Source organism: Acidianus ambivalens, assembly GCF_009729015.1.
GTDB lineage: Archaea > Thermoproteota > Thermoprotei_A > Sulfolobales > Sulfolobaceae > Acidianus > Acidianus ambivalens.
Window position 1 is genome coordinate 1905055 of the sequence record NZ_CP045482.1, and the last position, 14589, is coordinate 1919643.

Consider the following 14589-nt stretch of genomic DNA (forward strand, 5'->3'; position numbering starts at 1 on the left):
GTTTTGTGTTCTTCGATATTAAGAAGTCTGGTGCAATACTTTTAGGTAACAACTTTACAGTAGATGGACATTATGAGCGAAATTTTAGGGTTGTAACTCATTTTCATGCTGACCATATTTTGCAATTAAATAAGAGCGTATCATCTTGTATTGGGATTATATCAACTCCTCCAACTCTTGAAGTTCTCTCAGTTTTAGGGTATGATATACCTAAGAAAAAAGCAATGGGAATAAGTTATGGTGTAAAAATTGCAATAGAAGATGAGAAAATAGAACTAGTTCAGGCAGATCATGTATTTGGAGCCGCTCAAGTAGTTGTAACAAATTCCAATGGCGAAAGTGTAGGTTATACTGGAGATTTTAAGAATCCGGGTAAAGGTACTCCTATACTTAATACTGACGTATTAATTGTTGATACTACCTACGGAAAGCCGACATTTAGAAGAAAATTTAGAGATGAAGTTGAAGTCTTATTTTCAGATTACGTAAACGATTCATTAATTTATGGACCAGTAAGAGTTTATGCTTACTATGGAAAGATTCAAGAGGCAATGAAAATACTGAGGAAAAATGGAATTTCGGCCCCTTTTATAGTAGATGGTAAAATAAAAGAAGTTACAGATATTGCAATAAAGTATGGTCTAGAAATAAAAGACGTTTTCTCAGCTAAGAGCCCTGAAGCTAAGGATATAATAAAAGACGGTTGGTACGTAGAATTTAAACATTTCCACGAGTTCAAAAATAGGGACTCTAAATTTACAAATTTTGCATTATCTGGATGGGAATTCTCTAGTCCAATAAGAGATGTAGATAAGAAATCTAAAATAGTTGCACTCAGTGATCATGCAGATTTTGATGAGCTAGTTTATTATGTAGATTCTTCCTCTGCTTCTTTAATAGTAACTGATGGAGGAAGAAAAGGTTACTATAAGGAATTTGCAGAATATGTTAATAGATACTTAAATAAGAAGGCTATTAGCTTGCCTAAAGATTAAATAACCATCTTTTCCTCAATTAGTTTTTCTTCATTAAATCTATCAGGAGAGAATATCTGTATAAATCTATTTTTCTTATTATCAGCTATTAAATCTGCCATTATTTTCCCAGCATAAGGCGCAAACATCATTCCGTGACCACTATATCCTGCATCAATAAATAATCCTTCTGGCCAATCATTTCCATAACCCATTACATGAGAATGGTCCGGAGTCATTTCATAGTATCCAGACCATCCTCTTAGAATTCCTATACCTTCTATTCCCTTAACAACTTCTCTTAGTCTCTTTAAGTACTCTATTGAATCTAAGAATGATATTGAAAATTCCTTAAACCCAATATCTTCCTTCTCTATACCTCCTATTATTTCGCCTTTTAATGTATGAGAGAAGTAAATTTCCCTCTTAAAGTCTATAACCAGTGGTTTAATTCCAAATTTTACATCTTCAGTTATAAATATTTCTTTTCTATCTGGATATATAGGCAAGTTTATGTTAGCAGTCTTTAGTAATTCTCCTGACCAAGCTCCTGCAGTAACTATTACCACATCATCTTTTATCTCCTCTCCACTTTCTAGTTTAATTCCTGTAATTTTCCCATTATTATACATGATTTTTGATACTTTTGCATATTTTATATCTACTTTATCCTTAATCTCTTCATAGTAACTATAAAGTATATAATCGTGATGAAATGCTCCATCTTGAGGAGCAAAATAGCAAGTTCTGTTCACCTTAAGAAACTCAAACTCTCTGCACTCTAGAAATTTTCCGCCAATGGAATAAGAAGACCATAAAGAATGTAATTTTTTAAAATTCTCTATTAGATTTTCATCATGTAATAACCATAAATATCCTGTTTTATATATTAAAGGATTATATTTTAATTTTTTCTTTTGAGATATTAAATATTTTATCCCTTCTAATGCAAACTCTATATTTTCTTTGCTATAGAAATGATACCTGAATCTACTAGCGTTCCTACTACTGGAACCATAACCTATCCTACCCTGTTCAACAAGAATTATACCCTTAACTCCTTTTTTAACTAAATGATAAGCTAAACTTAGCCCATGACCTCCTGCTCCTATTATTATCATTTTACCACATCGAATATAAGGGAGATCTGAAAGTTATCAGCTTATTGCTATTTAAATAATCTCCAACTAGGAAGCTACATATTTTTCCTTGGCAATACCCTGTAGAAATTCCTAGAGTTCTTTTAATCTCCTCAACAGTTCTATAACCTTTCTTATACTGCTCCTCTACATCTTTCAGTTTAATGTCCTCGCATTCGCAAACGTAACCGTTACCAAAGAAATAAGGCGAAATACTACTGCTTTCTTCTTCTCCCTCACTATGATAATGATAAAGATAGGTCTCCTTTAGTTCGGTGTAAAATTCGTCTATAGCTTCATTAAATATTATTTTCCCACTTAAGAATGAAAGCTCGTAATTACAAATCCCTCTCATCCCGCCTGTCACATAGTAATTATCATTAACTTTTCCATTTATATTATGTATTGGAAGATAAATGTGAAGTTTATAGTAATAATTGTATTCAATTCCTAGATTATTAGCTATTTCAATTCTTGGTTGTCTAACTATAGCAAAAACTATAGCATCTACAATTTCCTTCCCATAATCATGATAAAGCACGATTTTCTTACCTTTTCTTGAAGCCTTGAGTTCCTTTACTTTTAGAATGTCTATTCCTTCATTTTCCGCCAATTCAAGATATTTTTTGGAGAAATTTTCTGTACCTTTTTTCAGGATTACTTTTGACTTAGAAATTAATGCGGTTCTTATGGCATCGTCAGTAGAACCTATAACTACTACATTTTTAAATAAATTCAAGAATTTTAGATACATCCTGCGTGATATTATCCCAGGTAAATCGTTGCCAGGAAATACTGGAGGTAAGAATCTTGAACCGGAGGCTAAGATAACCTTAGCAGGTTTTCTTATTACTAGATATTTATCTTTTAGCCTAAAAACTAGCCCTTCATTAAACCTTCCAATAAACCTACCATCAACTATTTTGTTTGAGTTATTTTTAATTATTGATTTAATTTTGTCTTTTAAACTGCAGTCTTTACATAGAGGATCTAAAAATATTTCGTCATCAAAATTTGGAGATATTAAAATACAATTTTTACAATTTTCTAAAGCAGAAAGTCCGCTAATTCCCCCGCCTATTATTATTTCGTCAATTTTCTCGTTTATCTCAACCTTTATTTCATGGCTCTCATTGTAGTATTCAGGTAAGTTTAGAAATCTGGGAATATTATTTAGTATAAATTGACTTCTAAGAAACTTACTATGTATTATAGAAGAACTGAAATTTATTGAAAAATGATTACCATAATGAAAATACTTTTCAAAATTCTCACATACCTTAATTCTTTTGCCATCTTCTATCACTTCAGTATAAGGCAAGCCTTCCTCGCAATCTTTGGGAAATCTATATCTCTTGTGCTTCTTACTTTTGATGTATTTCATAATCTTAATACCTCTACTAATGCCCTTCCATCAGATCTTTTATTTTGCACATTAAATAACTTTAATATTGTTGGTACAATATCTATAATTCTAACTTCCATTTTTTCATGAGCTTTCTTTATCTTATCTCCATAAGCAAAAAACACTCCATACATATCTTCTTTTCTAAAATAACCATGATCTCCAGTTGAGGTTTTATACGGTATTACTTGCTTAATTATCTCATCGTCATTACTTTCAACATCACTACTCATTCCGTATAAATATCTTGGTGTTATTTCTATATCTCCTTCTCTATCTCCTGCAGGACTCTCTTTTTCATAGATTCTTATAAAAACTTTTTCCCCATCATCTACTATATTTTCTAGATTTCTAACAATATATTTAACAAGCTTCGGAAATTCCTCTTTACTTACTATTCCATTTTCTTCTCTGTCTTTTAGATTTATCCTTATTATCCCTCCACCACCATAGAATGCTTTAGTTCTTCTCCAATCAATTTTTCCATCTTCAATTTTTAACACATTTATTTTTTCTAATATCTTATTAATATATATCTTCTTCCTAATCTTAGATATGCCATGATCAGAACATATGAAAATTGTATCTGCATATCTTGAGTTTAATTCAACAAACTTATCTGCCAATTTATATGCGTTAAATATAACATCTAAAGCTCTAGAATCGTCTATTCCATATAGTAAATGCTGTAGATTGTCTATAGTTGGTAAGTACGTAATTGCAAAATCCCAGCTAATTTTTGTTAAAAGATATTCAGTATATTTATAAAAGAAATTATATGATAATTCTACGGTTTTAATATATTCGTCAAAAGAAATCAGACCTTTATTTAATGATTTATAATCTCCATCTAAAATTATTCCTTCTTTCAAAGCAACGTTTTTCCAAACTTCATCCAAAAGAGTTTTATTATTACCCCAATCAGTAAAAAATGATGGAGGAGTTAGATAAATATCTTTCTCCCTAGCATGTAAAAAAGCTATACCATTAACCTCTTTCCCTCCGCATTTTGCATTAAATTCTATTGGGTTACTCCACTCTCCTTGAGATAATTTTACTTCTCTACCATCTGGTAAGGTTATATAAAATGTACTATTATCAATTTTTACATTCCATTCATTACCTAATATCTTATTTTCTCCTTCTTTAAGTACATAGCCTTTAGTACATTTTTTAATTTTAGATTTGTAAGGATCAAATAATATTACATTATCAAGTTTCCACTTATCTGGTAAAGCTTGAGGAGCAGATGTTACAAGGACTTTGTAACCTTTTTTCCCTAAAATACTCCATATAGGTTCTGCAGTTAATGAAGAACTGTTATAGGCAGTTAATGGATATGAAAGTTTTCTTCCTTTGACAAAAATTTTTGGTGAAACAATTCCATGATTTTTTGGCTGCAATCCTGTAAAGAGTGAAGCTAAAGCTATTGGAGTTATTGCAGGATATACACTTTCTAATCTGCCATAAACTCCTTCCTGTGAAAATTTGTATAAAGTATTAAGGTGATAAAGAAAATTATCAACTAAATGAAAGGCCATTCCATCTATTACTGTTAGTATTACCTTCAATTGCTCACCTTATTCTCTTAATTTCTTTTCAAGCTCTTCCCTTAACTTTAACGTTTGGATCATGTTAATATGTTGCCTATAAATTTTACCCTTAGTATCAAAGCTGAGGGCAAACTCGTATATTCCTTTATCGTCCTTAAATTGTCCAAAAATGTCGTATCTATTTTTATATTGTTGAAGAAATTTGATATCCAGAGAATTGTCAACTATGTTTGGATCCAATTTTTTCAAAATTTTTAGTAATTCATCCCTTACATCATTCATTGAAACTTCACTTCCCTTTTGATTAAGTCAATTACGCCTCCTATATCATATATTTTACTTTGAAAAATTTTTAGGTCTGGTCTTAGAGACAAAATAGTCTTAGTAGTCATAGGGCCTATACTAACTATTTTATAGCAATTCTTAAGAGAACTCGCTACAGCCTTTGCTATTTCAGAGCTAGTCAACACTACCACGTCGATCTTACAATTTTCCAGATAATCTTTACTTTTTTCTAGTTCTTCCTTATTGATAATAGTATCATAATCATAAATTTCGTGATATTCAATATTCTGAAGCGAATTCTTTAGATCATTAGAGGCCTTCTTACTTCTTATGGCAGTTAATGATTTTATTCCTTTACTTTTAATGAACTCCGCTAAGTCTAGACTATCATAATTTGGAGGATAAAGAGAATTAATCCCATGAGCCATCAGCTCTTTTGCAGTACTTTTGCCTATAGAGAAGATTTGTTTTCCTTTTATTTTATCAAAATCATGAAAGCACTTTACCGCATTAGAACTTGTAAAAGCGTAAGCTTCTGTTAAAGGCAAAGAGGGGTAATCAATACAAATAGGACTAAAAATTGGTATATTTATAACTTCCGCAAAATCAACTTTAGGTATACTGCTACCTTCTGGCCTAAGGAATAAGATTCTCATTCTTCATCTCTCCTAAGAGTAACTTTCCTAATTCGTGACCAACATCTTTTGGATTACCTTTTCTTTCAATTGCCACAGTAATCTTCTTTTTACCATTAGAGAAGCTAGCTATGCCTAATAGCCTATCATCAATTTGCTCAAAATAGACTCCAAATGGCGAGTGGCAACCTCCTCCTACAATTTCCATTGTGCTCCTCTCAGCAATTGCCTCATTGAAAGTTTCTTGGTCGTGTAATTCAGATAGTAATTTTCTTATACTTTCGTCATTCTTTTTTCCGACAACGGCTATTATTCCTTGATTAGCCTCTGGAGTAAAATCAATGGGATTAAGCTTGAAATAATTAATATTCAAATTTAATCTGAGTATAGATGCCTCGGCTATTATTATTCCTTCATACTCTCCAGAAGTATATTTCTTAATCCTAGTATCTATATTTCCCCTTAAGTCTTTAACTAAGATGTCTGGCCTCAAAAATGTCATGAAATTCTTTCTCCTAATGCTACTAGTTCCTATAATAGAGCCACTATCTAAATCGAAAACGTCCTTTTTGGAAACTAAAACATCATAAGGAGAGTCTCTTTTTACTGTAGCTAAAATATCTAATTCTTCACTAAGATTGCTAGTTAAATCTTTCATACTATGAACTGCTAGGTCTGCCAGACCTCTTATTACGTATTCGTTAACTTCCTTCTCAAATACGCCTTTTCCTAGCTTATACAAAGGTTCATTAGCAAACAAATCAGCCTTAGTTTTTACTCCAATAAATTCAGTTTCATATCCAAGCTTATTTAAGTAGTCTGAAACTACCTTAACTTGAACTTGGCTAAGTTGACTATTTCTAGCAGCAATTCTAATCAACTTAGCTCACTTGATTTTTTGATAGCAAGAACTGTGTCACTGATTACATTATCGTCATAATGCGCTAATGACGTAAACACTGATTCAAATTGGCTTGGCGGGAAGTAAACCCCGTTTTTCATTAAGTTTACTTGGAATTTCAAATAGACTTCCTTTTTTGCTCTTCTGGCTTCAGTAGCATTACTAACTTTTTCAACTCCGAAGAATATTTGGAACATGTTCTTCACTCTGTTTATAACGTGAGGATATTTTATTCTCTCAAGTTCTTCCGTAACCTTTTCTGCTACATATGTTGTTTTTTCAATAACGTTTTCTCTCTCCATAACTTCTAATGTTGCTAAACCAGCAGTCATGGATATAGGATTCGCATTAAAAGTTCCAGCGTTAAACACTTTGCCACTAGGTGTAAGCATGTCCATAATTTCCCTTTTTCCGCCAAACGCTCCTATAGGAAATCCGCCACCTATTATCTTACCTAAGGTAGTAAGATCAGCAGAAACTCCAAAATATTCTTGTCCTCCACCCATTGAGAGTCTAAATCCAGTTATTACTTCATCAAAAATTAGCAGAGTATTATAAGTTGAGGTGATTTCCCTTAACCCTTTTAAGAAGTCTTTTTCTGGTGGAATTACTCCCATATTTCCCATAACCGGTTCCACGATAACTGCTGCAACATCCTCATTTTTTAACTTCTTTTCAACGCATTGTAAATCATTATATTCACATACAATTACTGTCTTTAACACCTCTTGCGGTATACCTTCAGAATTAGGAACTCCGAATTCACTTGCTGCACTTCCTGCATCAACTAATGCATAATCATGAGCCCCATGATAGTTTCCATTAAACTTCAATATCTTATCTCTCTTAGTATAACCTCTAGCTAGCCTTATTGCATTCATAGTTGCTTCTGTACCGCTGTTTACAAATCTTATTTTTTCTATCGAAGGCATGTGCAAAGAAATCTTTCTAGCAAGTTCTATTTCTACACGTGACGGAATACCGAAAAGCCAACCTTTCTCTATTTGTTCTATAACTTTCTCTTTTACATATTCATTTGCATGACCTAAAATTAAAGGACCATAACCTAATACATAATCAATTAAGGAATTTCCATCTTCAGTATAGATATATGCTCCTTTTCCTTGGCTTACGTAAAACGGATAAGGCTTTACTGCAGCTCTAACTGGACTATTAACTCCTCCTGGAAAATACCTTAAAGCCTCTTTCCATAATTCACTGCTCAAAACGGTAACCCCTCCTTAAGCCACTTTGCAATGTCATTAGCATAATATGTAAGTATTAAATCAGCTCCTGCTCTTCTTATTGCTGTAGTTATTTCTAATACTGCAGTCCTTTCATCTATCCATCCATTTAACGCAGCAGCTTTAATCATTGAATACTCACCACTAACATGGTATGCTGCTAATGGATAGTCAGGGAAATTATCTTTAACTAATCTTATTACGTCTAAATAAGTGTGTGCAGGCTTTACCATTAATATATCTGCGCCTTCTTCTATGTCGAGTTTAGCTTCCTTTAGAGCTTCATATGCGTTTCTAGGATCCATTTGATATGATTTTCTATCGCCAAATGCTGGTTTTGAATATGCGGCATCTCTAAATGGAGAATAGAATGTTGAAGCATATTTTACGCTATATGACATTATTAGCGTATCAGTATAACCATTTTCATCCAGAGCCTTCCTAATAGCTCCTACAACTCCGTCCATCATACTTGACGGAGCTATAATATCTGCACCAGCTTCTGCTTGAGAAAGAGCTATTTTAGCATGTATCTTTAAACTTTCGTCATTATCGACAAAATATTCTCCTTTACTATTGTACTTTACTATTCCGCAATGGCCATGAGAAGTATACTCGTCTGTACACTCATCTGTTATTACAATTAGTTTATCTCCAAAAGTATCTTTAAGTAGTCTAACACTCGTCTGTATTACTCCATTTTTATCGTAAGCTGAGGAAGCAATATCATCTTTATATTTTGGAATTCCAAAGAGTATAACATTCCTTATTCCATTATCATAACTGCTTTCTACGAATTTTATTAATTTATCATTAGGAGGATAGCGAAATACTCCTGGCATGCTCTTTATTTCTTCTTCTTCTAAAATGCCTTCCTTGATAAAAATTGGTAAAATTAGATTTTTTTCAGTTAGATTGGTTTCTGCTATCATATCTCTTATTAACTTGTTTTTCCTCAATCTCCTTGGTCTTACTATCGGAAAGCTTGCCATTATTAAATAATTCCAAGATCAAGTTAATGTAGTTTGTCTCATTATTTCTTACAGCTTCTTTAATTTTAGATAACAATGGATAAAACATTTTCTTTACCATAGACTTAGTCATAGCATTAAGTACGTCTTCTGCGTTATCACCGTTAAGTTCTTTTAATGCTCTCTTTACTTCATTTTGCCTGATTTCCTCTATATTTTTCATTATTTGTGATACAATCATATCATACTTTAAATTCTCATAATCTAGTATAAAGTCCCTTATCCCTTCTTCTATAATATCTTTTGCTTTACTCAATTCGCTTAATCTCTTTTTCCTTATTTCCTCAGATATTTGTTGCAAATTCTTCAAAGTATATACTTCATTACCTTGAAATATTGGTGGTGACGATAAATCTATTATAAACTTGTTGTCAATCCTTATAACTCTAGGGTAAAATATTGCAGAAAATATTACATCAAAACCGTCAAGCTTTGAAAAGTCTAAGCTTGAGTAAGAATAACCATACTTCTCTGCTAATTCTTTAGCTTTTTCAACAGTTCTATTTAGAATAGTAACATTTTTGGCTCCCTCAGAGTTTAGCATTGATATTAGTCTATTTCCTATTTGCCCTGCACCTATTACTGCTACATTTGCAGTCTTTAGGTCGACTCTAGTTTTTGCTAATTCTATAGCTATAGAATATAAACCTACTTTTCCTTTAGAGATGTTTGTCTGTTGTCTAACTCTCCTTCCTACTTTTATCGCTCTCTCAAATAAAATTTCCAATTCTTTTCCTATCATATGTAATTTTTTTGCATTTTCCAAAGAAAGTCTTACTTGACTTAATATTTCATATTCTCCTATTGCCATTGAATCTATTCCTGATGCTACCTCAAATAAGTGCTCTATAGCTTTACTTCCAGTAAGGATTGTAGCATCAATACTTATTTTCTTACCATGTACTTGATCAAGAAAATTTAATAGTTTAGTTGGAGTATCGGAGTCCTCAGAATATAAGTAAATTTCTATTCTATTACAAGTTTGTATTATAGCCATTTGCGAGCCGACAATATTATGAATTAGCGATATCTCGTTCTCTCTTAGATAATGAGAAGATAAATTGTCAAATCCAATTGTCTTATAAGTGTATATAATTGCAAAATATCTATTTTCAATTTCATTTAATATACTCATTCATTATCTCCTCCGCTCTATTTATTGCTTCATTATATTTTCCATTAATTAAAAAATCTGAAAATAACTTATCATAAAATATTTTATAATACAATGCAAACCTAAGTGACGGATCATTAATTTTTTTCTTAGCAATTTCCTTAACTCTAGCCATAGCATTCGTCAATAAGTTTACAAAATCTTTCTTCTGAGAAAGGCCATCAAGAATTTCATTAAGTATAAACTCTGAAACAAGACTAGATTTGCCATAAGTAGTTACAGCAATTTCGTAATTTTCATCAGAATAAAAAATTGGCACAATAAAGTTTGAGTCTTCTGGATTTGTTGGATTATTACACAATTTTCCTAGTTTCTTTGCCAAATTACATAATTTGGAGTTTAATTCCCTATTGTTGGTTGCAGTGACAATTATATCGAATCTCTTTAAGAAATCCTCAGGCAAATTTTCTGCATTCATTTTTATTTTTTCTATTGGAGAATTGAGTAAGTCTTCAGAAAAGTTTTCACTAACAACCGTTACATTTTTACTGTACTTGTGAAATTTTAATGCTCTTTTACTTCCTACTTTTCCTCCCCCAATTACTAGGATTCTAAACTTTTCTAGGTCTAATATTACTGGGAAGTATGATAAGTTTGACACTATAAATTATTGGATACCTAACATATAAACCTAATTATAATAACAATTTAAATTGCTAAAACCACTGATCTAAACCGCTCTGCCTACTAGCTCCTTTAGCTTCCTTACCGGCTTTAATCAGTCTTTCTATTCCATTAGTTACTCTATCCTCACTAAAGTTATGCTCATCTATGAGGATTTTCTTGATTTCTTCCTCATTAGGCTCTTTTAGATCTAACGAGCCCTCAGGCTTAACTACTGGCGGATTAAGAAAGATAGATCTAATTTCATTAATATTAAGATCAAGAATGTATTTCGGTAATTCTCCTTTTTCTACAGCTTTTTCTATATTTCCGTATTTCTTTATTATTCTTAGAGCAGTAACTGGCCCTATTCCCTTTATTCCGTCAGGGTCATAATCAGTTCCTATTAATATTCCTATATCAACTAGTTGTTCTCTAGTAATTCCGAACTTTTTAAGCAAATCTTCAAGTTCTATAAGTTCTGGCTTAATTTCTACATATACGTCTTTTTTAGGTAATTTCCTCTTTCCAGTTAATGTTAAGTTTCTAATTAATTTATTTGCACCAAAAAGCAAAGAATCGTAATCTTGGCTAGCCGCTGCCCAAGTATACCCTTGACTACATAAATACGCTGCCTCAGCTTCTCCTTCACTTGGAGCTTGCACTACTGGAATTCCCATTGCCTCTAAAAGTTTTTTACTTTCTTCTGCCATGTCATTAGTTAACCTAGTTGCCATTTGCGAATACTTCTTTAATTCCTTTGTTTCTCCTTCTTCTTTGGCTTTTTCCAATTTTTTCTCAGCTTCTTCCTTTATTTTTCTTCTTCTTTCTAATTCTTGAGCTTTAAGTTCTGGTGGTTTTCCATCGAATACATAAATTGGAATTACTCCTTCTTCTAAAAGGCTTATTGTTCTATAAAATATTCCACTAAGATGACTAGTAACTCTTCCTTGTGAGTCCATTAGTGGAGTACCATCTGGCTGTCTTATTGCAGTCAAAAACTGGTAAATAGCGTTATAAGCATCTATGCTTACTTTCTTCCCTTTTAATTCACTTAGCTGAACTTCTCTTTTGATTTCTTTTACCAAATCAGCAAGGTCTACTCCTATTCCTTATCACCTATATAAGTTATCATTCTAGAATTTTCCCTAATTAATGATACTGAGATATAACCCCTAATTTCCAATGACATTAAAGCTCTCAAAAAATCTCCAAATGGAACTTCATAGTCTACTGATTTCCTTACATCATTATACAGATCGTCGTCCTTTATGGGCCCCTCCAATTTTCTAAGTTTCTCTAAAATAATATGAGTTAATGGGACTTCCCTCCACATGTAGATCACGCGTATGTCGAAGGCTTTAACACTTGTCTTGGTAATTGCTGTCTAGCTTTCTCTAACCAAGATTGATAGAACTGTATCATATCCTGAGATACAGACGGCTTTACTTTCTTCAGTGCCTCTTCGAAATGCCTCATTTCTATTTTAACACTAGAACCTTTCATACATTCTTTCATTTTAGCGTCACGACAGTCAGTATCAGTTGGTGGGCATAGATTACTTACCTTATCTATACAAGTTTTCATACCTTCTCTTATTGCTATCATTGCCGCTTCTCTTACTAACGCAGCCAAATCTGCACCAGTATAACCATCAGTCTTCTCTGCAATTTCTTCTAGATTAACATCTTCTCCTAGTACTACCTTCTTAGTATGAACTCTTAATATTTCATACCTTGCCTGCTTATCCGGTGGTGGTACGTATATTAATTTTTCAAATCTACCTGGTCTTAGTAATGCAGGGTCTAATATATCTGGTCTATTAGTTGCCGCAATTATTACTACATTATCAAGTTTTTCTATTCCGTCCATTTCTGCTAATAATTGATTAACGATTCTTTCTGTTACGCCAGTATCTGGTGACATTCCTCTCATGGGTGCTATTGCATCTATTTCATCGAAGAATATTACTGTTGGGGCGTACATTCTAGCTTTTCTAAAGATCTCTCTTATTGCTCTCTCGCTTTCTCCTACCCATTTTGATAATACTTCTGGACCTCTTACTGCAATGAAGTTTGCTCCACTCTCAGTCGCTACAGCCTTAGCTAACATTGTTTTTCCAGTGCCAGGTGGACCAAATAGTAAGATTCCCTTAGGTGGCTCAATTCCAGTCATCTCATAGTATTCTTGGAACTTTAGCGGATATTCCGCAACTTCCCTCAATTCTTCCTTTATTTCTCCTAGCCCACCAATATCGTCCCATCTTACCTCTGGTACTTCAATGTAAATTTCTCTCATTCCACTAGGTACTATCTCCTTTAGAGCGTTCATGAAATCTTCCATCTTTACTTCCATTGATTCTAAAATTTCTGGTGGAATCTTATCTAACGTAATATCTATCTTTGGTAAGTATCTCCTTAGGGCATTCATTGCCGCTTCTCTTACTAACGCAGCCAAATCTGCACCAGTATATCCGTGAGTAACTTCTGCTAATTTTTCTAGATCTACATCTTTAGCTAATGGCATGTTTCTAGTATGTATTTGAAGAATCTCTAATCTTCCCTGCTTATCTGGTAAAGGTATTTCTATTTCTCTATCAAATCTTCCTGGCCTTCTAAGTGCAGGGTCTACTGCATTTGGTCTATTAGTTGCCGCAATTACTATTACATTACCTCTACTCTCTAACCCATCCATTAAAGTTAATAGTTGCGCTACTACTCTCCTTTCTACTTCCCCTATTACTTCATCTCTCTTAGGTGCTATTGCGTCTATTTCATCTATGAAAATTATAGCCGGGGCATGCTTTTTAGCATCTTCAAATATTTCTCTTAGTCTTTGTTCACTTTCACCGTAAAACTTACTCATTATTTCTGGTCCGTTAATTGAAGTGAAATATGCGTCTGTTTCATTTGCTACAGCCTTGGCTAACAACGTTTTTCCTGTGCCTGGAGGACCATAAAGTAGTACTCCCTTTGGTGGTTCTATTCCTAACCTTTTGAACAATTCTGGATGTCTTAATGGTAATTCTACAAGTTCCCTTACTTTTTGTATTATATTCTTTAATCCTCCTATATCTTCATAAGTTACTCTTGGATACCTAGTCTGTTCAACTGGTTTATCGCTTATGTTTATACTAGTCTCATCAGTAACCATTACTATTCCTGCAGGCCTTACTTGAATTACAGTAAATGGTATAGCTTGCCCAAGTACTGGTATTAGCACAGTATCTCCTTCTACTAATGGAAATTCTTTCAATTTTTTCTTAACATATGCAACAAAACCGGGATCTACGGTAATAGAGAAGTTGGATGGAGCTAGCTTTACAGACGTTGCAGGTTTTACAGTAGCTTTCCTTACTATTACTTTATCTCCTATGGACACTCCAGCGTTTTTCCTTGTTATTCCGTCCATTCTTATTATATCTTTTTCTCCAGTATAATCATCAGCAGATAATGGCCATGCAATTGCTGCTGTTTTTCTTTGCCCTTCAATTTCTACAACGTCCCCTGGACTAACATCGATTTGAGATAGCAAATCTAAGTCTATCCTCACTTTTCCTCTTCCTACATCCTTTTGTCTAGCTTCAACAACTTTTAATATAAGCTCACGCTTCCTGGGTTCTTCAGCAGAAGAACTGGTTGCCAA

14 protein-coding genes are annotated in these 14589 nt (G+C 33.0%); 1 reads left to right on the forward strand and 13 read right to left on the reverse strand.

Annotated features, from left to right (window positions below; genetic code table 11):
- The first annotated feature begins 5 nt into the window (after nucleotides 1-5).
- A complete protein-coding gene (locus D1866_RS10790) occupies nucleotides 6-995 on the forward strand; it encodes an MBL fold metallo-hydrolase (RefSeq protein WP_155861157.1) in 990 nt (329 codons plus the stop codon).
- Here the strand turns inward: D1866_RS10790 and D1866_RS10795 are convergent.
- Genes D1866_RS10795 through D1866_RS10855 form a run of 13 tightly spaced genes read right to left on the reverse strand, consistent with a single transcriptional unit; the run spans nucleotide 992 to nucleotide 14589 of the window.
- A complete protein-coding gene (locus tag D1866_RS10795; RefSeq protein WP_152939830.1) occupies nucleotides 992-2095 on the reverse strand; it encodes an NAD(P)/FAD-dependent oxidoreductase in 1104 nt (367 codons plus the stop codon). The genes D1866_RS10790 and D1866_RS10795 overlap by 4 nt on opposite strands.
- A gap of 1 nt (nucleotide 2096) precedes the next feature.
- Nucleotides 2097-3497: a (2Fe-2S)-binding protein gene (locus tag D1866_RS10800; protein WP_152939832.1), complete on the reverse strand. Its 1401-nt coding sequence runs from the start codon at nucleotides 3495-3497 to the stop codon at nucleotides 2097-2099.
- Nucleotides 3494-5059 (reverse strand): alkaline phosphatase family protein, encoded by a 1566-nt coding sequence (locus tag D1866_RS10805; protein ID WP_231136458.1) that lies wholly within the window; start codon nucleotides 5057-5059, stop codon nucleotides 3494-3496. Before D1866_RS10805 ends, D1866_RS10800 begins: the two co-directional genes overlap by 4 nt.
- 39 nt (nucleotides 5060-5098) lie before the next feature.
- Nucleotides 5099-5353 (reverse strand): hypothetical protein, encoded by a 255-nt coding sequence (locus D1866_RS10810; protein WP_152939836.1) that lies wholly within the window; start codon nucleotides 5351-5353, stop codon nucleotides 5099-5101.
- Nucleotides 5350-6012 carry a uroporphyrinogen-III synthase gene (locus tag D1866_RS10815; RefSeq protein WP_152939838.1) on the reverse strand — a complete coding sequence of 221 codons (663 nt, stop codon included), beginning with the start codon at nucleotides 6010-6012 and terminating at the stop codon, nucleotides 5350-5352. The genes D1866_RS10810 and D1866_RS10815 overlap by 4 nt, the downstream gene beginning before the upstream one ends.
- A complete protein-coding gene (gene hemC, locus D1866_RS10820; RefSeq protein ID WP_152939840.1) occupies nucleotides 5993-6871 on the reverse strand; it encodes a hydroxymethylbilane synthase in 879 nt (292 codons plus the stop codon). Before hemC ends, D1866_RS10815 begins: the two co-directional genes overlap by 20 nt.
- Nucleotides 6868-8118 (reverse strand): glutamate-1-semialdehyde 2,1-aminomutase, encoded by a 1251-nt coding sequence (hemL, locus tag D1866_RS10825; protein ID WP_152939842.1) that lies wholly within the window; start codon nucleotides 8116-8118, stop codon nucleotides 6868-6870. The genes hemC and hemL overlap by 4 nt, the downstream gene beginning before the upstream one ends.
- Complete coding sequence (gene hemB / locus D1866_RS10830; protein WP_152939844.1) at nucleotides 8115-9128, reverse strand: porphobilinogen synthase; 1014 nt, start codon at nucleotides 9126-9128, stop codon at nucleotides 8115-8117. Before hemB ends, hemL begins: the two co-directional genes overlap by 4 nt.
- Nucleotides 9043-10302 carry a glutamyl-tRNA reductase gene (locus D1866_RS10835; protein ID WP_152939846.1) on the reverse strand — a complete coding sequence of 420 codons (1260 nt, stop codon included), beginning with the start codon at nucleotides 10300-10302 and terminating at the stop codon, nucleotides 9043-9045. Before D1866_RS10835 ends, hemB begins: the two co-directional genes overlap by 86 nt.
- Nucleotides 10286-10942 (reverse strand): precorrin-2 dehydrogenase/sirohydrochlorin ferrochelatase family protein, encoded by a 657-nt coding sequence (locus D1866_RS10840; protein WP_155861158.1) that lies wholly within the window; start codon nucleotides 10940-10942, stop codon nucleotides 10286-10288. Before D1866_RS10840 ends, D1866_RS10835 begins: the two co-directional genes overlap by 17 nt.
- Before the next feature lie 55 nt (nucleotides 10943-10997).
- Nucleotides 10998-12032 (reverse strand): flap endonuclease-1, encoded by a 1035-nt coding sequence (fen, locus tag D1866_RS10845; RefSeq protein WP_152939849.1) that lies wholly within the window; start codon nucleotides 12030-12032, stop codon nucleotides 10998-11000.
- Between the two features lie 17 nt (nucleotides 12033-12049).
- Nucleotides 12050-12280, reverse strand: a complete 231-nt coding sequence (locus tag D1866_RS10850) for a hypothetical protein (RefSeq protein WP_013775430.1) — start codon at nucleotides 12278-12280, stop codon at nucleotides 12050-12052.
- 5 nt (nucleotides 12281-12285) lie between these two features.
- Complete coding sequence (locus D1866_RS10855; protein ID WP_152939851.1) at nucleotides 12286-14589, reverse strand: CDC48 family AAA ATPase; 2304 nt, start codon at nucleotides 14587-14589, stop codon at nucleotides 12286-12288.

Excerpts from the sequence above, each read along its gene's own strand:
- D1866_RS10805 (WP_231136458.1), bottom strand. The coding sequence starts at position 5,059 with ATGGCCTTTCATTTAGTTGATAATTTTCTTTATCACCTTAATACTTTA.
- D1866_RS10795 (WP_152939830.1), bottom strand. The coding sequence starts at position 2,095 with ATGATAATAATAGGAGCAGGAGGTCATGGGCTAAGTTTAGCTTATCAT.
- D1866_RS10810 (WP_152939836.1), bottom strand. The coding sequence starts at position 5,353 with ATGAATGATGTAAGGGATGAATTACTAAAAATTTTGAAAAAATTGGAT.
- hemB (WP_152939844.1), bottom strand. The coding sequence starts at position 9,128 with ATGGCAAGCTTTCCGATAGTAAGACCAAGGAGATTGAGGAAAAACAAG.
- D1866_RS10850 (WP_013775430.1), bottom strand. The coding sequence starts at position 12,280 with ATGTGGAGGGAAGTCCCATTAACTCATATTATTTTAGAGAAACTTAGA.
- D1866_RS10815 (WP_152939838.1), bottom strand. The coding sequence starts at position 6,012 with ATGAGAATCTTATTCCTTAGGCCAGAAGGTAGCAGTATACCTAAAGTT.
- D1866_RS10835 (WP_152939846.1), bottom strand. The coding sequence starts at position 10,302 with ATGAGTATATTAAATGAAATTGAAAATAGATATTTTGCAATTATATAC.
- D1866_RS10800 (WP_152939832.1), bottom strand. The coding sequence starts at position 3,497 with ATGAAATACATCAAAAGTAAGAAGCACAAGAGATATAGATTTCCCAAA.